Origin of the sequence: Virgibacillus dokdonensis, from assembly GCF_900166595.1 — a bacterium.
GTDB lineage: Bacteria > Bacillota > Bacilli > Bacillales > Amphibacillaceae > Virgibacillus > Virgibacillus dokdonensis.
Window position 1 is genome coordinate 1,178,741 of sequence record NZ_LT745763.1, and the last position, 21,143, is coordinate 1,199,883.

The following is a 21,143-nucleotide window of genomic DNA, read 5'->3' on the forward strand; positions in this document are numbered from 1 at the left end:
ATTGTAAATATACAAATCACCTAACTACATAAAGCTATCATTGTAATACTAAAAGTTTGTATCAAAAATGGAATAGGATTGTTTTATAAAGCTAATGTAAATAATTTGTAAACTTTTTGTCGAAAAAAGTGAAATTCCCCCTTGATTTATAACAAAGTAATTGCTATAATTATTTTTGCAGTCAAAAAAACACATTTTTTGATGCGGGTGTAGTTTAATGGTAAAACCTCAGCCTTCCAAGCTGATGACGAGGGTTCGATTCCCTTCATCCGCTCCATACATATGTCTTAACGCAGTATTTCGTATTAGTAAGGGTACGAAGTATTGCGTTTTTTACGTTGTACTATAATAAATGACAATGAATCTTTCAAGTTGCACGGAAAAAAGGCAATAAACCATGCTTTTCTAATATCATTCATTGCCAAACATAAAGTAAGTGTTTGTTTTACTTCTAACCTGGGAACATGTAAAATTTAACGGTAGAAAATAATAAAACTGTATGATGTATTTAATGGAGGTGTATGTATGCATAACTTATTACAGCTTTTAAGACAATTGGACGGAAAAGGTTATAAAGGGTATAAGCGTATTCAAGGAAATTATCAAGCAGATCATTATAAATTAGCGATTGATTACGTACAAGGTGACCCGTTTGCTTCACCTTCTAAAATACGCATTATTATTCCTAATAATGAACGGCCCATCCGATCAGCTTGGCTTCAAACCTATTCAAGAAAAGTTGCCGCAGAAGACGTATTTGCACGTTGGATAGGAAATGCAGTCGCTAAACAAACCACGTTTATCAAAGGATCGGGAAAAAGTGGGTTAATCTTATTTGATCGTCCTGGACAAGAAAAGTTAGAGCGGACGGCTGTGCAAATAAATGCTACATCCATAACGGTCTGTATTTCAATTGGACTACCTGCTAATGGAAGAAAGATTAATGGAAAAGAAGCAGAAAAGCTATTTACACAAGCGTTACCGTCTATTATGAAACGATCTGTTTTTGCTATGAAGGATGAAACAGTGAATCAGTCTATACAACTTGCTGATCAGCAAGAGGCAATTCGTCAGAAAATGAAACAAAATGGCTGGGTAGCTTTTTTGGCGAATGGTTCTACATTGCCTAGAGAGAGCGGTATTAGTAATCGTCCATTAAAACAAGCGATACCTTTTCAAAGTCCCCCTGAAAATGAGGTCACTATCGACATTCCACATACGGAAGAGCCAATGAAAGGTATGGCGATTAAACAAGGGATTACGTTAATTGTTGGCGGTGGATATCATGGGAAAAGCACATTATTACAGGCCATTGAACGTGGTGTTTATAATCATGTGCAAGGAGATGGTAGAGAGTATGTATTAACAGACCCTGCTGCGGTGAAAATACGAGCTGAAGATGGTCGAAAAGTAACCGGGGTAGACATTTCCCCATTTATTAATAACTTGCCTTATTGTCAAGATACGACATTTTTCTCAACGGATAATGCAAGTGGAAGTACTTCCCAAGCTGCAAATGTCATGGAAGCGTTAGAAGCGGGAGCAACTACATTACTCATTGATGAGGATACGAGCGCGACCAACTTTATGATTCGTGATCATCGCATGCAGTTACTTGTTCATGCTGACAAAGAGCCAATTACGCCATTCATTGATAAGATTCAGCAACTCCGAGATGAATTAGTAGTATCGACTATTATTGTTATGGGTGGCTCTGGAGATTATTTTGCACATGCGGATACAGTAATTCGTTTAGAAAATTACATTCCTGATAATGCTACAAAGGAAGCAAAAGCAATTATAGAAAAATATCCGTTAGAAAGAAAGGAAAAAGTGGACGTTCTGATTCGAAAAAGTGAGCAACGCTATTTTCAACAACAGACTTTACAAACGAGAAAAGGAAAACGATCAAAAGTTCAAGCTAAAGGCTTGAATCATATTATAATGGGAACAACAGATATTGCTTTTTCGGAGGTAGAACAGTTGGTGGATGCTTCACAAACAAGGATGATTGCAGAAATTCTCCAACACTTAGATAATCAGAATAAGCTAACGAATCAAGCATTACCCGAGCTGTTAGATAAGGTGGAAGGGCAAATGAATAAACGAGGACTTGCTTCTTTTACCGCATTTCCAGAGCAGCATCCAGGAGACTTAGCAAGACCACGTAAGTTTGAAATTGCAGCAGTGATTAATCGCATGCGTACAGCTGTTGTGAAGCAGCATTAGGAGGAGACGACATGGACACAGATAAACTAAAGCAGGAGATAATTGAATACAGTAAACAGATTGGGATTGATAAAATTGGTTTCGCTTCAGCTGATGTGTTTACCGAATTAAAAGAGAGACTGCGCAGACAGCAAGAATTGGATTATCAGTCCGGCTTCGAAAAAGGCTCCATAGAAGAAAGAACGGAGCCTACTCGCTTATTACCAGAAGCGAAATCAATTATTTCTATTGCTTTAGCGTATCCCTCCCGCATGAAAGGTGCACCAAGAAGTACAAAAGAAGAACGTCGTGGATTATTTGCTAGAGCTTCTTGGGGCGTTGATTATCATATTGTCATGCGAGAACGATTAGAAAAGCTCACGTCTTTCATTCAAGAAAGAGTCCCAAATGGAAAAAATAAAGTGATGGTGGACACGGGTGAACTATCTGATCGGGCTGTTGCAGAGCGGGCAGGTATTGGTTTTAGTGGGAAAAACACCTCAATTATAACTCCAGAGTTCGGTTCATTTGTTTATTTAGGAGAACTCATAACCAATGTCCCGTTTACGCCAGATGAGCCTGTTGATGATAGCTGTGGATCTTGTACGAAATGTATAGATGCTTGTCCTACAGGAGCGATTGTGCAAGGTGGGCAGCTTAATGCCAAGCGATGTATCGCCTTTTTAACGCAAACAAAAGATTTTTTACCAGATGAATTCCGATCAAAAATTGGTAATCGTGTATATGGCTGTGATACATGCCAGATGGTTTGTCCGAAAAATCTAAAAGTAGACTTTCATCATCATCCTGAATTTGAGCCAGGGCATGAGGTCGCAAAGCCAAAGTTAATTCCCATGTTAAAACTATCAAACCGCGAATTTAAACAGACATTCGGCCATATTTCAGGTTCGTGGCGTGGTAAAAAGCCAATTCAGCGTAATTCACTCATTGCTTTAGGACACTATAAAGATACAACGGCTGTAGCAGACATGATAACAGTAATGAAAAATGATCCTCGGCCTGTTATACGTGGAACCGCAGCTTGGTCCTTAGGGAAAATTGGCACAAAAGAAGCTTTCCAAGCTATAAGGGAAGCGATGCTAGAAGAAAAGGATGAACAGGTGCTAGTGGAAATGGAAAAAGGACTTGCTTTTGAAAATGTATATCATTCATGAACGTAGCCCCTACCATGTAAAAAATGATGATGTGTCAAGCTTTCCCTCCATATACTTTCATATGGAGGGGATTTTTCATGGAACAACTTAAAAGATATTGGCAAGATTTTTTTGCAATAGATCGAAATGAAAATGATTGGTGGGCAAGGAAGCAAGCATTATTCGCTGAGCGAGGTGCTGAAATTATTCAAATTAAAGGAAATGGGCATGTATACAGTAAATTACGTTATGAACAAGAGAATTTTCACCAGTATCATCTACATGTCCAGTATCTTATTAAGCAGCAAGAGCAACTATATTTAGAAGAGTCTGTCACTCCATATGTGTTTAAAAAAGACCACCAAGGTAATATGCAAGCGCATCGTCGCCATGACTACAAACAGGAAGACCTCGTTAAGACGGACATGTTTAAGCAAAGCAATAGCCCTTCTTTAAATAGGAGAAGTAAATACGATCGTCAGGCTGCGGTACAATATGCAGAACGTTGGTGGAATGATTATAATCCTGCCTATCGTCGATTTCCTGTAGATTGTACGAACTATGTATCACAATGTTTATATGCGGGTGGTGCGCCAATGTATGGTGCTCCTGTTCGCGAGCGGGGATGGTGGTATCAAGCTACCAATTGGAGTTTTAGTTGGGCAGTTGCACATTCACTACGCTGGTATTTAGCTGGAGCGACAAGCGGATTAAGAGGGGAAGAAATGGAAACTGCTGAACAACTTATACCAGGTGATGTTATTTGTTATGATTTTTCCGGAGATGGGAGATGGGACCACAATACAATTGTAGTCGCCAAAGATGCAAATGGGATGCCACTTGTCAATGCACATACAGATAATAGCCGTAACCGTTATTGGTCGTATGAAGATTCAACAGCGTGGACACTTGACATTCAATATAAGTTTTTTCGTATTCACATAGAATAACTTTCCTTGTACCCGAAGTTTAGGTAATATAAGTAGAGTAATATTTTATTTGCACTGCCGTTTTTTGAGGCGTGATCACAAGCTGTATTTTTCTAATACTATAATAGAGAGTATTTTACGTAGTGTTTTTCGTCATAAGATTTGACTTTAATTTTTTCTAAGAAAGTTACTACTTCTTACGGATAGCTTCACCAATGAAAAAAGTAGTGCTATACTAAACACTGGATTAAGAAGTAAGGAGAATAGAGAATAGTGAGTTTACATGTCGTATTATACCAACCAGAAATTCCAGCTAACACTGGCAATATCGCAAGAACATGTTTAGCAACCAATGCAACACTTCATTTAATTCACCCGCTTGGGTTTTCGACAGATGATAAAATGCTACGTAGAGCAGGATTAGACTATTGGCATGATGTAGATATCCGTGAATATCCGTCCATTCAAGCTTTATATGAAGCATATCCAGAAGGAAGTTTTTATTATATTGAAAACTTTGGGACGAATCATTATACCGATTTTGATTTTAGTGACGAGGGTGAACCGTTGTTCTTTGTGTTTGGCAGGGAGACAAATGGCATACCAAAGCAATTATTAGAAGGGAAAGAAGACCGTTGTTTACGCATTCATATGGGGGATAAAGTGAGGTCATTAAACTTATCCAACACTGCGGCGATTATTATTTACGAAGCTTTAAGGCAACAAGGATTTCCTGGGCTATTCTAATATGGAGAAAGTCCAGCAAGGTAAAGTAGTTGTCTCCCCGTTGTACTTTATTGCTTCCTGCTTTTTAAATAAAAGTTGGGTGTTATTCCACAGACATCACTCTGAACATTGCAATCCTATCATTTTTGTGTAGCGCGTTTTAAACAAAAAAAATTTAAATGTGTCAAAAGGCGTAGTAACCACCCTAGTTACTACGCCTTTGCTTCACTTCTTTTACACTATAGAAAAGTATAAGATTTTTAGGGTTTATAATATAACAAAAAATGCGGCTATCGTCATAAAGACTTCGGTGATAGACCGGTTTTTCTACCAAAATAAGATAGTATAAAATGAGGTGCTTGGAGATAAGGAAATAACGGAATAACCATGTCCGGCTCCATCGCCAGCAACGAGGCGACTTACTACACGAATGCCCTAAGCTAAGTCATCATCGGTTCGTCGCTAAGAGGAAGGCCGACTAAAAACGGGTATGCTGACGTCGGTCGGTATACCCCCCTGTTTTAGTGGCATAATTACTTTATCTTTCGTTGATGCGTTCCATTCGCTACGTCGCTAACGGACGCTTACGCCTTTGTTCAAATAGAGGTGTCCTATAACCTCGCAATAGGAATGTTATGTCCTTTGTTGTTTTCTCGGCATACCTGGTTTTGATTCGTACCCCGCAGTGAAACAAGAAGTTATAAATACAATAGCTACCCCTAATATTAATGCTAACTTCATCTTGTCATCCTCCTTTTGTTTACAGACAGTATAATTTCTAGTGATTCTATTATAACGAATGATTAGTGAAAATGAAACAACATGTATCGTAAACGAATATTTTTCTCCATTTAATATTGTTTATAAAATGTACGTTTGTGATGGTCGCAAATGAATGAATTTTGAAATATAAATGTAATGAACAACGGTTAAATTCGTATAGCAAAAATATATCGCTTTTATTAAAGAAATCATTAGAAAATTTAAATTATATAAAACGTTCGAGCAGGCTGTTGTTTCCGCTAACAAAATAGGGTATATTAGTTGAAGTAATAGGTACGCAGTTCTATAATGAACAGTGAATAATGTATACCGTTTCATACGGATAACGTAACTTTTAATGGGGGTATAAAAGGTGGCACAAAATGAAGAATCCAATGAGCGATTCTGGTCAGAATTTCATGGTCCTAACATGGGGTATGTAGAAGAACAATATGATTTATACAAAGCGGATCCAGAGGCAGTAGATCCATCCATTAAAAAGATGTTCGATGAGCATGGAGCCCCTCAATGGTTATCCCAAGCAGGTGTTTCAACTGTAGCAGAAGCTCAAGCTACATCCATAGACGATGTGAAGAAACTTACCTCAGCAATGAAACTTGTTGAGGCTATTCGACGTTTCGGGCATCTCGTGGCAGATATTTATCCAGTTGGAAGAAGTGAACGAACGTCTAACTTAGTAGATGCAGAAAGCTATGGATTGACACAAGAAGACTTGATGAGCATTCCAGCTTCTTGGTTATGGGAAAAAGCTCCTAGCCATGTAAAAAATGGATTAGATGTAGTAAAAGAGTTGAAAAAGTATTATTCTGGCACAATTACGTTTGAATTTGATCATGTAAATAACGAAGAAGAACGCAATTGGTTAATGGATCTAATTGAAACTGGTAAGGCAAGGCTTAATCTACCAAATGACGAGAGAATTCAGTTGCTTGACCGACTTGCTCAAGTAGAAGGGTTTGAAGGATTTTTACAAAAGACCTTTGTTGGTCAAAAGCGTTTTTCTATTGAAGGGTTAGAAGTCATGGTCCCTATGCTTGATCAGATTGTAAAAAATGCAAGCGCGGACAAAGTAGAGAATATTATGATGGGGATGGCTCATCGTGGTCGCCTTGCTGTTTTAGCACATATTCTTGGAAAACCATATGATAAAATTTTCTCGGAGTTTCACCATTCGCCAAATAAAGAATTGATACCTTCTGAAGGTTCAACCGGCATTAATTATGGCTGGACAGGTGATGTGAAATATCATTTCGGTGCAACAAAGGAACCAGATGTGAAAGAGGGAGCGACACGGATTCGTTTAGCACACAACCCTTCACATTTAGAATTTGTTAACCCGGTTGTAAAAGGCTTTGCACGTGCAGCGCAAGATTCTCGTTATGAAAAAGGCTATCCTAAGCAGGATATAAATAAAGCGATTCCTGTATTAATTCATGGAGATGCGGCGTTTATTGGCGAAGGTGTGGTTGCAGAGACTTTAAATTTAAGTGGTTTACCAGGCTATACGACTGGTGGCTCCTTGCATATTATTGCTAATAATTTACTCGGATACACTACCGATCAAGAAGATGGTCGTTCTACTCGATATGCAAGTGATCTCGCGAAAGGTTTTGAAATTCCCATTATCCATGTGAATGCAGACGATCCAATTGCTTGTATTTCAGCTATTCAAATTGCTTACGAGTATCGCCAGAAATTCCATAAAGATTTTCTTATTGATTTAGTTGGTTATCGTCGCTATGGTCATAATGAAATGGACGAACCAAGAATGACTCAGCCAGATTTGTATAGTTTAATTGATAATCATCCTTCCGTTTCACAAGTTTTTGCAAATGACTTGGAACAAAAAGGGATTATTAATGATGGACAGTTGGAAGAAATGAAGCAAAAAACAGAGTCCAAGCTGCGGGACATTTATAATAATATGAAAGAGAATGAAACAGGAGATTGCGAACCAAAGCCAATGCCAAAAGCTTTGAAAAATGGTTTGGATCAGTTTGAAACAGCTATTGATTTAGAAACGTTACAATCCCTAAACAAAGGGCTGTTGAAACGACCTGAAGGTTTTAACAGCAACAGAAAGCTAGAACGTATTTTAAAACGACGTGAGAATGCGCTTAATGATGGGGAAAAAGCGGATTGGGGAACTGGAGAAGCTTTAGCATATGCTTCTATTTTACGAGACGGCATCCCAATTCGACTAACGGGACAAGATTCAGAAAGAGGAACTTTTGCGCATCGTCATCTTGTGTTACACGATGTGGAAACAAATGAAAAAGTTAGCCCCCTGCATATTATAGATGATGCAAAAGCTTCTTTTGACATTCGGAACAGCCCGTTGTCTGAAGCGGGTGTGCTAGGGTACGAATATGGGTATAGTGTTGAAGCAACAAATACACTTGTTATTTGGGAAGCGCAATTTGGAGATTTTGCCAATGCGGCTCAAGTTGTATTTGATCAATTTATTTCTTCTTCTCGGGCGAAGTGGGGAGAAAAATCGAATATGGTCATGTTGCTTCCACACGGTTATGAAGGTCAAGGTCCAGAACATTCCAGTGCTCGCTTGGAACGCTTTTTACAAATGGCAGCAGAGAATAACTGGATTGTAGCATATGTTACTTCATCTGCTCAATTTTTCCATTTAATGCGCCGTCAAGCTGCATTGCGGAATCGTGAAGAAGCTAGACCGTTAATCATAATGACACCAAAAAGTAGTTTAATACGAAATGAGCGAATGGCTTCATCAGCAGAAGAATTTACAAATGGTAAGTTCCTATCGTTACGAGATCAACCTAACTTAAAAGTAAGCAAGAAAAATGCGAAACGCTTACTTCTAGGTAGTGGTAAGATAATGGTAGATATCGAAGAAGAAATAGCACATTCAGAAGAAAAATTTGATTGGTTGCGGGCACTCAGGGTAGAACAAATATATCCGTTCCCTAAAGAACAATTAGCGAGCGAAATAAAGCAGTTGCCAAATTTAGAGGAAATTGTATGGGTCCAAGAAGAGCCGAAAAACATGGGGGCTTGGGACTTTGTTGACGATTATTTAAGAGATTTGCTACAAGACGGGCAGAAGTTGCGCTATATTGGTCGCCCAGACCGTTCATCTCCAGCAGTAGGTGAACCGAATGTGCATAAAACAGAACAGAAGCAGATTATTCAGGAAGCAATAGCCCCATCACAAGGAGGAGATTCTAATGAATGAAATAAAGGTACCAGAGTTAGCTGAATCTATTACAGAAGGAACAATTGCGGAATGGTTAGTGAAACAAGGGGATAAAGTAGAAAAAGGCGATCCAGTTGTTGAGCTAGAAACAGATAAAGTGAATGTGGAAGTAAACTCTGAATATTCTGGTGTAATTACAGAAATAATTCAAGTCGAAGGCGATGATGTAGAAGTTGGCGATGTCATTGCAAAAATTGACGAAAATGCAGAAGCAGGAAGTGTAAATACAGAATCTGCTCAAGGTCAAGCTGATGCAAAAGAAGAACAGCAGACAGAAGCCTCTCCTAAACAAGACATAAAGGAAGAAGCGAAAAAAGACTTCAAAGAAGAGACACAAACAAGCGTTGACGTAATCGCTTCACCAGCTGCTAGGAAGCGTGCTAGGGAGCTAGGTATTGACCTAAGTAAGGTGAGCCCACGTGACCCATTAGGTCGCATTCGCCCAGAAGACGTGGAAGATGCTGCGAAAGGTACAGCAAAATCAAGTGAGCAAAAAGAAGAGAAGAAGCCTATCGAGAAAATAGAGTTTGATAAGCCTGTTGAAAGAATTAAAATGTCCCGTCGCCGTCAAACTATTGCTAAACGTCTAGTTGAAGTACAACAAGAAGCTGCTATGCTTACAACGTTTAATGAAGTAGATTTAACCAATGTTATGAAGCTGCGTAGTGAACGTAAAGAGAAGTTTATTGAAAAGCATGGTGTGAAGTTAGGCTTCATGTCTTTCTTTACAAAAGCTGTCGTTGGTGCATTAAAAGATTTTCCATTGCTTAATGCAGAAATTCAAGGTAATGAAATAGTGATGAAGAAATTCTATGATATTGGTATTGCAGTATCTACAGAAGATGGTTTAGTAGTTCCTGTAGTACGAGATGCTGATCGTCTCGATTTTGCAGGAGTGGAAAAAGAAATTGGTAATTTAGGTAAGAAAGCGCGTGATAAGAAGCTAGAAATGAGTGACTTACAAGGTGGTTCATTTACGATTACAAATGGTGGAACATTTGGCTCTATGCTTTCCACACCAATACTAAATGCACCTCAAGTAGGGATTCTAGGAATGCATAATATTCAAAAACGTGCCGTTGTGATGCCAGATGATAGTATCGAAGTACGTCCAATGATGTATTTAGCGCTATCCTATGATCACCGTATTGTAGATGGCAAAGAGGCGGTACAATTCCTTGTTCGTGTTAAACAATTATTAGAAGATCCTTACGATTTATTATTAGAAGGATAATGGAAACTAAAATCAAACCCCTGTTTCTTTGCGAAACGGGGGTTTTCTAGGTGCGCCCTGCATGGGCGAAAACTTGGTGGTGAAAGTCCACTACAGGCATGGCAGTAGGAACTGTTAGCGAAAGACAAGGTGGCTATCGCGAGGTAGTGGCTGAAGGAAGTCGGACGCAAACTCCTGAACTGACGAACAGAAACTAGATAGAAGGCTGAATTAGGTCGGATAAGGTTGCCTAACAAACTGAAGTCCAATACTGCCCGAAACCTATACAGTAAATCTAGCAGTTACATGGGAGGAAAGTTTTCGCTCTTACCGGGGGAGGTCTTGTGAGGGTGCAGTGGGAGTTGAATGATAACAAACCAGCACAACCAAGACGATGACGTCTTGGTGAATCACAAGAAGTCAGCAGAGGTCATAGTAATGTTACTTGACGAAACATGAAGGACCGAACAATAGTCGTTTTGAAAGCTCTAGGAGGTGTGTAAGGTGCGACAACTGCAGAAAACAGGAGAATCTGGCTATCGGCAGAGAGATAGTGTGGAACATGAAGGGTATGTCGAAGCGCATAGTGGCTTACATGGTGAAAAGAACAATCAAAATGGTGTATCCAATCTGTTTGAAAGAATCCTGTCAAGGAACAATCTCAATCAAGCTTACCTTCAAGTCGTCAGAAATAAGGGGGCAGCCGGTGTAGACGGTATGACGTGCGACCAACTACTTCCATACTTGAAGGAACATAAAGAGGAACTATTACTCCAGNTTTCGAAATCCTTATAAGCAAAGGAAAAAAATTAAGATATTACGTAAGAGGGAAATAGAGAAGTAAATGCTAGTATTTCGTTAATACCTTTTGCGAGCAAAAGAGCTTTAAGATAAGATAAAAAACCTAATTTTTAATGAAAGCATTACTTTGTAAAGCTGTTTAACCCGATGGTGAGTTAAATGAAATATAAGGTTAATAAATAGGGAAACTAGGGAAAATATTTGCGTGGAAATAATAGCTAATAAGTTTTGTTATAGAGATGACGCTAATTTGCTAATTTTGCTAATTGCTGTCGGATTTTCAATAAATACATATAAAAATGGGTGATTTGACAGAAAAAACAATCACTTGCATGACGTCAGACAACTTGTTAGAATGGATTTAAAAGAAGTTATGAAAACAGTTACAAAATAAGGGAGGAAAAACACCTTGCATATTTTACTAGGTTTATTAGCCATTGTCGTTGTACTTGGGTTAGCATTTTTAATGTCGAATGATAAGAAAAATGTTAATTATAAAGCGATTGGAATTATGTTGATTTTTCAAATTTTAATTACACTGTTTATGTTTGAAACGGGTGTTGGACAATGGATTATTAAAAAGATTTCAGATGGATTCAATAAATTAATTGAATTTGGTAATGTGGGAATCAGTTTTGTTGTAGGAGGATTTGAACTACAAGAGGGTGGCGTCTTTTTCTTTAACGTTCTACTTTTAATCGTCTTTTTTGCTACCTTGCTTTCTGTTCTAACATATTTGAAAATTTTGCCACCAATTATTAAATATTTAGGTTGGCTGATTTCTAAAGTTACTGGACTGCCTAGAGTAGAATCATTTAATGCGGTAAATAGTATCTTTTTCGGGCAATCTGAAGCCTTGATTGCAATCCGGTCTCAATTTCATCATTTAAATGCTAATCGGCTCTATATTGTAAGTGCTTCCGCGATGGGATCTGTTTCAGCATCAATTGTTGGTGCATATTTACAAATGCTTCCACCACAATACGTGCTAGTCGCACTTCCGTTAAATATGTTCAGTGCTTTAATGATTGCTTCTGTTATTGCACCGGTCAATGTACCAAAAGAAGAAGACGTTGTAGACATAAAAAACGTTAGTAAAGAGAAAAGCATTTTTGAAGCAATGGGAAATGGTGCGTTAGAAGGTGGAAAAATTGCCCTTATTGTTGCAGCTATGCTAATTGCTTTTATTGCTTCCCTTGAGTTAGTGAACTGGCTTATTCAATTGATCTTCGCTGGTGTAACATTACAAGAAATACTAGGTTATATATTATATCCTATTGGTTTATTGATGGGAATTTCTCCTGGTGAAGTTATTCAAGCAGGTTCTATTATGGGTACGAAAATTGTGACAAATGAATTTGTCGCTATGCTGCAATTTCAACAAGCGATGGGGGATATGTCGGAAAAAACAATCGGTATTGTTACGGTATTTCTAACCAGCTTTGCTAACTTCTCTTCTATTGGTATTATTGCTGGTACTGTAAAAGGAATTGATGAAGAAAAAGCTGTTAGCGTGTCTCGTTTTGGAATGAAACTTTTAATTGGAGCAACACTAGCCTCTATTTTATCCGCTTCTGTTGTAGGAATGTTTTTATAAAATAGAAGTTTACTACACCTGCAGTTTTGTTATTAAAAACTGTCCTAAGCTTTATTGCTAGGACAGTTTTTGTACTATTAATAAGATATAAGCGTATAAACAAAAGGATGGTTTTCGTCATAAAATTTAGCAATAAGTCAAGTTTTTTGCTAAACAAGGAAAGAGCATCCCGAGCTACAAGTTAGCAAAAGAAAATCTACGCATGCATCTTTTTCTTACACTTACGCTGTAAATACAATAAGCGTGTTAATAATGCTATAGCTCCGCATGATAGTCCAGTAATAATTCCGACCCAATAACCAAAAGGTTCTAAAGCAGTGTAATTCGCTAGCAGCCAACCAACAGGTAAGCCAATTACCCAGTAGGAAATGAAAGCGATCACTAATGTAGCGTTCACGTCTTTGTATCCTCGAAGCGCTCCTTGAATAGGCGCACCGAAGGCATCAGCTAGTTGATAGAAAATAGCGTAAATCAGAAAATGCTTAGTCAAATGAACTACTTCTGGATTAGAGTTATAAAGTAGAGCTACCCAATCTTTCGTAAAATAGATCACCAAGCCAGCAAATAATGCGATGAAAATTCCACCGCTTATTCCAATATACCCATATATACGCGCTTGATCGAAACGCTTAGCTCCAACTTCAAAGCCAATTGCAATTGTTAATGCCATGCCAACGCTAAGGGGAATCATATATAAAAGGGAAGCGAAGTTCATGGCTGCTTGATGAGCTGCAATGGTATACGTGCTGTATGCGCTCATTAATAAAGTGACGGCAGAAAAAATGCTCGTTTCAAAAAACATCGCAGCTCCAATAGGCACGCCAATTTTTAATTGTCCCCACCATGCTTTAAACGATGGTTTGATCCAATAAGATAAAATAGAAAATTTGCGAAATGGATACAGTCGATGAATAACAACGAACGCTATAAGACAAATAAGCCAATAAGTGATTGATGTAGCGATTCCCGCACCGATACCGCCATAAGTAGGTATACCAAATTTACCAAAAATAAACATGTAGTTAAAGATTAGGTTTAATGGTAAGGACAGTAGGATGATAAACATAGAGATTCTGGTTTGACCAAGCGCGTCGATAAAGCTTCGTAATGTATTAAAAATAAACAACGGAATAATACCTGTACTGAGTGCTACTAAATAAAATTTTGCTATGTGTTCAACGTCGTTTTCAAGATCCATTATTTGCAAGATGGGGTCAAGAAGTATGGCTCCAAATAGAAAGACGAAAAGGGCAAGTGTAATAGAAAGGTACAACGCTTGCTTCACTTTCTTACTAATTTGTTCTTCTGATTTTGCTCCTAATAATTGGGCAATAATGGGAGTAATAGCTAATAATATGCCATTAACTCCTGTAAAAATAGGGACCCATAAACTGGAACCGATTGCTACCCCAGCTAAATCTGCTGCACTTGCGCGACCAGACATCATCGTATCAAAAATATTCATTACATACATACTTACTTGGGTAATTAAAATGGGAATAACAATCGTAATAAATAAGGTTAATTTTTCGCTTAAACTTGTTGTATGATACATATAATTCTCTTCCTTTTTTATGTGATTTTTATTAGGATAGAAGAGGACGTAAATTTTCTTCCAACGTTTTATTTATACGATAGGAAAGCGCAAAGCTTTATTGTATAAGCATAACGGCGCCGTTCTCGCTCCATAAAAGCTTGGCAATAGCCATATTTTGATGAAAAAGACCATGAGAAAAGGTGATTTAGTATATAAATGAAGACTTGTGCTACGAATCATTTAATAACAAAGGACAAAAACTTAACTTTTACTAAATTTGTATAAACGATTTTCTTTTTCATTCAAGCGCAGTTTTTCTAAGAGATAAGAAAGTATAAAATTGTTGCTTTGGGATACAGATTTAACGGAATAGCCACGTCCGGCTCCAGCGCCCAGCAACTATAGGCAACTTCACGAAATCACACTAAGCTAAGTCACCATCGGTTCGTGCTAAATAGGAAGGACAACTAAAAACGGGCTTGCCTTAGTGCGTCGGCATACCCCTGTTTTAGTGGCAGGCTTCCTAAAACTTTAGTTGATTCGATTCCAGTCGCTATGTTGCTAAATGGGCGCCCTGAGTCTTTGTTCCACTATAGGAAAGTATAAAAATTATTATTGATTATAGTATAAGAAAAACGAAGGCTTCCGCTATGAGACTTGGCGGCAAGCCAAGTTTTTCTAAAACACACACATATAAGAGACATTATAACGCTTTATGAATGACTTGGAAAGGAAGGATATTCATCTTATGACACATAAACGTATTTTATTTACTGGTGGTGGAACCGCTGGGCATGTAATCGTTAATCTAGCTTTAATTCCGTATTATAAGGAGAAAGGCTGGGAAATTGATTATATTGGTTCAAAAACGGGCATTGAACGTAAGCTAATTGAAAAGCTGGAAGGGGTGACCTATCACCCTATTTCTACGGGAAAATTACGACGTTATGCTTCTGTTGAAAATATAAAGGACCCATTTAAAGTTTTAAAAGGAACGTGGCAAGCAGTAAGAATTATAAGGAAACAAAAGCCAAAGGTCATTTTCTCCAAAGGAGGGTTTGTATCTGTACCAGTTTTATTAGCAGCAAAATTAACAGCTGTTCCAGCGGTCATCCACGAATCTGATTATACACCAGGCTTAGCAAATAAAATTGCTATGCCTTTTGCGAAAAAGGTATTGGCGACATTTCCGGAAACAATGAAGTATTTACCAGAAAAAAAATCAGAGTATGTCGGAGCGGTTATTCGAGATGAACTTTTTCAAGGAGAAAAGGAACGTGGGCGCACTATAGCTGGTTTAAATAGCCAGAAACCTGTGCTTCTTATTATGGGAGGTAGTGGTGGTTCACAAAAGATTAATGAAACAGTTCGTCAAAGTTTACCAAAATTACTTTCTACTTTTCAAATCATCCATATTTGCGGAGAGGGAAAGATAGATCGTAGCATTAATAAACTAGGTTACACGCAATTTGAATATGTGCATGATGAATTAAAAGATATATTTGCAGCAAGTGATTTTATTCTATCGAGAGCTGGTTCGAATGCAATTTTTGAATTTCTAGCTTTACGGAAACCAATGTTACTCATTCCTTTATCACGACAAGCGAGCCGTGGTGATCAAATTATTAATGCCAAATCTTTTGCAGAAAAAAGGTACGCTCGTGTATTGGAAGAAGAATCTTTAACAGAAGAAACATTAGTGAAAGAACTTGATTTATTAAGAGAACATGCACCAATTATGCTAGATACAATGAAGCAATATCAAACAGAGCAGTCCCGTGAAAGAGTATTAGCTATTTTAGAAGAAGTGGGGAAATAAGAAATATGAAAAATTATATTGACTTTCAACATATATCCATCTATAATTAGTTAAAACTGGAAGGGAGGTCACAATGATGAAAAAACAATTATTTCAAACAACAACAAACCAACATACGTATTATTTTGTGGCCTCAAGCGGAGTCTGTTTAACAATCAACTAATAGACTTATTTACGAAAAAAGGTCACGTCTATCTGTGACCTTTTTATGTGAAAAGTGTATTCGTATGCTTTTCAAAAATGCGCATTCGTCATAGATGAATGCGCATTTTTTTGCACTATAGGAAAGTATCAAAATTTTACATTTTTATAGTATATGCAAAACAATAACCACTGCCTTAAAATTTAAAAATAAGCTAAATTTTTCTAATGCTGTAAAAACTACTATGGGTTTTGTGTGGGGGAATTCGCTTGAGGTAACATTCTAAAAGCCTTGGAAAGAAAAGAGGAGTATTATGTTTCGTGTTTTTAAAAAATTAAATTGGTTTTTTAGGTACTATTGGAAACGGTATGTATTTGCTATTATTTCACTAATTATAGCTAGCGCTATTGGGTTGATCCCGCCCAAAATTGCTGGTTATACCATTGATCAAATTCAATTTGAAACATTAACATTACAATTGTTGACAGCTATTATTGTCGGCTACGTACTTTTAATCATCATTCATTATTCCATTTCATTTTTATGGGATTACACACTATTTAGTGGCGCTGTCATTTTAGAAAAATGGATGCGTAGTAAACTGATGCAGCATTTTTTATCCATGACACCAATATTTTTCAGTAAATATCGAACTGGAGATTTAATGGCACGCAGTACGAACGATTTAAAAGCAATTAGTTTAACAGCTGGTTTTGGTGTGCTTACATTGGTCGATTCTAGCATTTTTATGCTTATGATCATTGCAATGATGGGCTTTACAATTAGTTGGAAGCTGACGCTTGTCGCGCTTATTCCATTGCCGATTATGGCTATAGTGATGAATAAATATGGCGCTGCTATTCATAAACGATTTTCCACAGCACAAGCAGCATTTGGAGAAATGAATAACGAAGTATTGGAATCCATTAGAGGCGTTCGGGTAATTCGAGCATTTGTGCAGGAGAAATATGATGCGAAGCGCTTTGAACAACGCACAAAAGATGTATATGAAAAAAATATTGCTGTAGCTAAAATTGATGCTTTATTTGAACCGACGATGAAAATTCTTGTCGGGTTGTCGTACACGATTGGACTTGGGTATGGAGCTTTGCTTGTTTTTGAAAATGTATTAACATTAGGGGATTTAGTAACATTTAACGTATATTTAGGCATGCTTATTTGGCCTATGTTTGCCGTAGGGGAGTTAATTAATGTTTTACAACGAGGAAATGCTTCCTTGGATCGAATAAACCATATATTAAATTATCAAGCGGATGTAACAGAGTCGGATGTGCCCGTACATGTAGAAAAAGTAACATCTATCACATTTGACCATGTTTCGTTTGCTTATCCGAACACGGATAAAAATCAATTAGAACAGGTGTCTTTTCAAATTAAACAAGGAGAGACGCTTGGGGTAGTTGGGAAAACAGGGGCGGGAAAAACAACTTTATTTAAATTATTATTACGTCAATATCCAGGAGTTAAAGGAGAGATTCGTATATCAGATGTAAATGTGAGTGATTTATCTTTGAATACGATTCGCTCTTGGATTGGGTATGTTCCTCAGGATCAAATGATGTTCTCGAAAACAATTCGAGAAAATATTCAGTTTGGTAAAGAAGACGCAACCGATGAAGAAATATTTCGAGTGATGGAGCTCGCCCATTTCTTAAATGATATAAAACAGCTCCCAAATGGGTTAGATACACAAGTTGGAGAGAGCGGTGTTACTTTATCAGGAGGTCAAAAGCAAAGAGTCGCCTTGGCGAGAGCTTTTATTAAGCGTCCTGAACTCCTTATACTAGACGATTCTTTATCAGCTGTGGATGGGAATACAGAAGCAAACATTTTAGAGCATTTACGAGCAGAGAGGCAAAATAAAACGACAATTATTGCCGCTCACCGACTGTCTGCTGTAACCCATGCAGATCATATTATCGTGCTCCAAGAGGGGAAGATTGTTGAGCGGGGAACACATGATGAGTTGATGCAGCTGCAAGGTTGGTATTACACCCAATATGTACAACAGCAGCTTCATGAGGTGGAGGTGACAGGCTAATGTCTACAGAAAAACGATTAGCTGCATATGCTTTTCCGTTTAAGAAACAAATTTTAATTGGCTTATTATGCTTAATTATCGCCGTCGTTCTTGAACTTGCGGGGCCATTAATTGCTAAGCGGGTTATAGATGAGCATATTTTAGGCATAGAAGGAACTTGGAATCATGTAAGAGAGCAAGATGACCGCTATACAGTGGAGTATAAAAGCAAACATTTTAAACGATCAGACCGAATGGAAAGAGGTGAAGCAACTTCAGAAGGTATGGTTACCATTTTAGCAGTAGGATCAAGCTATTATTTTATTAATGATGTCGTACCGCTTGAGGGAGAAAGGCAAATTCAAGATGATACGCTCACGGTAAAAACTGCCGAATCTGAGCAACAATTTACTGCTAATAAATTGTCCTTAGCAGAGATCTATCCATTTTTTAAGCCAGAACAAAGACCTATTCTTTATTTGCTTAGCTTATATGTGGGATTATTAGTTATCGCTGGTTTCTTTCAATTTTATCAAACTTTTTTATTGCAAAAAGCTTCTAATCAGATTGTCAGAAAGATGCGAAATGACTTATTTGAGCATACACAGCGCATTCCCATTAATTATTTTGTCGATCAGCCTGCTGGTAAGATCGTAGCTAGAATTACAAATGATACCGAGGCAATTCGAGATTTATATGAACGTGTATTATCGATTATAGTTACAAGTGTTATCTATATGGCAGGAATATTTGTAGCCTTGTTTATATTGGATGCGCGACTTGCTTTATGGTGTTTACTATTAATACCGTTAATTTGGGGATGGATGAAGTTATATAAGCATTTTGGTACGAAATACAATCAAGTGATCCGTTCAACGATAAGTGAAATTAATGGAAATATTAATGAAGCAATTCAAGGTATGCCAATTATTCAAGCATTCCAAAGAGAAAAAAAGACAAAGCAAGAGTTTGAGAAGTTAAATCAAAAACATTTTATCTATCAGCGTAAGTTGGTGAAATTAAGTGCTTTAACTTCGTATAACTTGGTGACTGTATTTCGAAATATTGCTTTTGTTGGTTTTATTTGGTATTTTGGTTCTGCATCGTTAGAACCGACAAGTGCTATATCTGTAGGTCTGCTTTATGCGTTTACCGATTATTTAACGCGGCTATTTGAACCGGTTACTGATATTGTGAATCAATTACCTCTAATTGAGCAAGCAAGGGTTGCAGGAAGTCGTGTATTTACTTTATTAGATCATAAAGGGGAAGATGTAACTGACGACAAAGTGGAGCGTTATAACGGGCATATTCGTTTTGATCACGTATGGTTTGCTTATAAAGAGGAAGATTATGTGCTCCGGGATATTTCATTTGAAATAAAACCTGGCGAAACAGCAGCTTTTGTTGGGTATACGGGTTCAGGAAAAAGCTCCATTATGAATGTGTTGTTTCGGTTTTATGATCCACAACAAGGAATAATCACCATTGATGGCTATTCAACACTTGATTGGTCCAGACAACAAACTCGAAGTTATATGGGAATTGTGCTTCAAGACCCTTTTTTATTCTCGGGAACAATTATTTCTAATGTAACGATGAATGATCCTGCCATTTCAATTGATAAAGCAAAACAAGCGTTAAAGGCAGTTGGCGCTGACACATTTATTGAAAAGCTTCCAAATCAGTATGAAGCAGAAGTTGGTGAGGGAGGCACGACTTTCTCATTAGGAGAGAGGCAACTAATATCCTTTGCACGTGCACTCGCTTTTGATCCTGCAATTCTTATATTAGATGAAGCTACCGCTAATATTGATACGGAGACAGAAGCAATGATTCAAAAAGCTTTAGAAATTCTTAAAATAGGGCGTACGACATTGGTGATTGCACATCGATTATCAACCATCCAACAAGCTAATACCATTTTTGTATTAGATCATGGTACGATAAAAGAAAAGGGAGATCATAATACTTTGTTACAAGCAAAAGGTATCTATTATCACATGTATCAGATGCAACAAAGTAGTAAATCTGCTGTTTAAAATAGGAATCATTCATGTTATGGGGTGGCTTATGGATAAAAATGAAGAGCAAAAGCATGATATTATAGATGAAGATTTATATGAAGAAATAGATGAAGAAGAACTATATGAACTTGTGCAGAAGGAAAAAGAGAAAGCACTGGCAAGAGAAAGAGAAGCTAAAGAGAACAAACGCTCAAAGCGTCCATTTCCTAAATGGGTGTTCTGGCTAATTGCATTGATGCTATTATTAAATGTTGTTGCTCTTCTTCCTCAGACGTTTTCTATTCCGGCGATAGATTTTCTTTACAAGTCAGCCAAGCTCTCGTTACAGGATGATGTACAAACGTACAAACAAGCAGTTGTAACGATTGAAACAAAGGACTCTAAAGGTACAGGCTTCTCCATAACATCAGATGGGATCATTTTAACAAATTACCATGTGGTAGAAGGGGAAGAGAAAGTTGCCGTTGCTTTTCCAGAAGATGGATTACATGAAGCAGAAGTAAAGGAAACGCACCCAACTATTGATTTAGCCGTTTTGCAAGCAGATGTAAAAGATATCCCATTTTTGAAATTGGCCAAAGAGACAGCTGTGCAACCAGATCAACCGATTCGTTTTATAGGTAATCCGCTAAATTTTAATGGAATTGCCAACGAAGGGAAAATTATTGATTACGCATCGCTTAGCACATGGGAAGAAAAAGTAATAATGATCGAAGCTCCGGTGTATCGTGGAAATAGTGGCAGCCCTGTATTAAATGAATCTGGAGAAGTGATTGGAATTATCTTTGCGACATTAGATGATGAAAAGCATGGAAAAGTAGGTTTGTTTTATCCGATTCATTATTATTATGAATATACAACAAATTAGGAGGTAGCTCATACGGATAGATGCATAAAAACAAAATGAAAGTATGTATATAATCCCTCGTTCATGCTT

Annotated in this window: 12 protein-coding genes and 1 tRNA gene; 12 read left to right on the forward strand and 1 reads right to left on the reverse strand. The window is 37.5% G+C overall.

Features of this window, described 5'->3' with window-relative positions; all coding sequences use genetic code 11:
- The first annotated feature begins 203 nt into the window (after positions 1 to 203).
- The 8 genes from B2C77_RS07035 to B2C77_RS07075 all read left to right on the forward strand — a co-directional run bounded on the left by B2C77_RS07035 (position 204) and on the right by B2C77_RS07075 (position 12,640).
- Positions 204 to 277: transfer RNA gene (locus B2C77_RS07035), tRNA-Gly, on the forward strand.
- Positions 278 to 525: 248 nt separating this feature from the next.
- A complete protein-coding gene (locus B2C77_RS07040; protein WP_077702982.1) occupies positions 526 to 2,229 on the forward strand; it encodes an ABC-ATPase domain-containing protein in 1,704 nt (567 codons plus the stop codon).
- A gap of 11 nt (positions 2,230 to 2,240) precedes the next feature.
- Positions 2,241 to 3,383, forward strand: coding sequence for a tRNA epoxyqueuosine(34) reductase QueG (gene queG, locus B2C77_RS07045; RefSeq protein WP_077702983.1), 1,143 nt, complete (start codon positions 2,241 to 2,243; stop codon positions 3,381 to 3,383).
- A gap of 77 nt (positions 3,384 to 3,460) precedes the next feature.
- Positions 3,461 to 4,312, forward strand: coding sequence for an amidase domain-containing protein (locus tag B2C77_RS07050; RefSeq protein WP_077702984.1), 852 nt, complete (start codon positions 3,461 to 3,463; stop codon positions 4,310 to 4,312).
- Between the two features lie 252 nt (positions 4,313 to 4,564).
- Positions 4,565 to 5,038, forward strand: coding sequence for a tRNA (uridine(34)/cytosine(34)/5-carboxymethylaminomethyluridine(34)-2'-O)-methyltransferase TrmL (gene trmL / locus B2C77_RS07055; RefSeq protein ID WP_077702985.1), 474 nt, complete (start codon positions 4,565 to 4,567; stop codon positions 5,036 to 5,038).
- A 1,114-nt stretch (positions 5,039 to 6,152) separates the two neighbouring features.
- Positions 6,153 to 9,008, forward strand: a complete 2,856-nt coding sequence (locus B2C77_RS07060) for a 2-oxoglutarate dehydrogenase E1 component (protein ID WP_077702986.1) — start codon at positions 6,153 to 6,155, stop codon at positions 9,006 to 9,008.
- On the forward strand, positions 9,001 to 10,263 hold the full coding sequence (odhB, locus tag B2C77_RS07065; protein WP_077702987.1) for a 2-oxoglutarate dehydrogenase complex dihydrolipoyllysine-residue succinyltransferase: 1,263 nt from the start codon (positions 9,001 to 9,003) through the stop codon (positions 10,261 to 10,263). Before B2C77_RS07060 ends, odhB begins: the two co-directional genes overlap by 8 nt.
- 1,189 nt (positions 10,264 to 11,452) lie before the next feature.
- Entirely contained in the window at positions 11,453 to 12,640 is a 1,188-nt protein-coding gene (locus B2C77_RS07075; RefSeq protein WP_077702988.1) for a NupC/NupG family nucleoside CNT transporter, read from the forward strand.
- 196 nt (positions 12,641 to 12,836) lie between these two features.
- Here B2C77_RS07075 and B2C77_RS07080 read toward each other — a convergent pair whose 3' ends face one another.
- A complete protein-coding gene (locus tag B2C77_RS07080; RefSeq protein ID WP_077702989.1) occupies positions 12,837 to 14,195 on the reverse strand; it encodes an MATE family efflux transporter in 1,359 nt (452 codons plus the stop codon).
- 730 nt (positions 14,196 to 14,925) lie between these two features.
- Between B2C77_RS07080 and murG the strand changes: the two genes are divergently transcribed.
- From murG to B2C77_RS07100, 4 genes are all read left to right on the forward strand, one after another.
- The gene (gene murG, locus B2C77_RS07085; protein ID WP_077702990.1) at positions 14,926 to 15,996 is read left to right on the forward strand and encodes an undecaprenyldiphospho-muramoylpentapeptide beta-N-acetylglucosaminyltransferase; all 1,071 of its coding nucleotides are present in this window, start codon (positions 14,926 to 14,928) and stop codon (positions 15,994 to 15,996) included.
- A 455-nt stretch (positions 15,997 to 16,451) separates the two neighbouring features.
- Positions 16,452 to 18,200, forward strand: a complete 1,749-nt coding sequence (locus tag B2C77_RS07090) for an ABC transporter ATP-binding protein (RefSeq protein ID WP_077702991.1) — start codon at positions 16,452 to 16,454, stop codon at positions 18,198 to 18,200.
- The gene (locus tag B2C77_RS07095; protein ID WP_077702992.1) at positions 18,200 to 20,221 is read left to right on the forward strand and encodes an ABC transporter ATP-binding protein; all 2,022 of its coding nucleotides are present in this window, start codon (positions 18,200 to 18,202) and stop codon (positions 20,219 to 20,221) included. The genes B2C77_RS07090 and B2C77_RS07095 overlap by 1 nt, the downstream gene beginning before the upstream one ends.
- Positions 20,222 to 20,252: 31 nt before the next feature.
- Positions 20,253 to 21,074, forward strand: coding sequence for a S1C family serine protease (locus B2C77_RS07100; RefSeq protein WP_077706852.1), 822 nt, complete (start codon positions 20,253 to 20,255; stop codon positions 21,072 to 21,074).
- Positions 21,075 to 21,143: the final 69 nt, after the last annotated feature.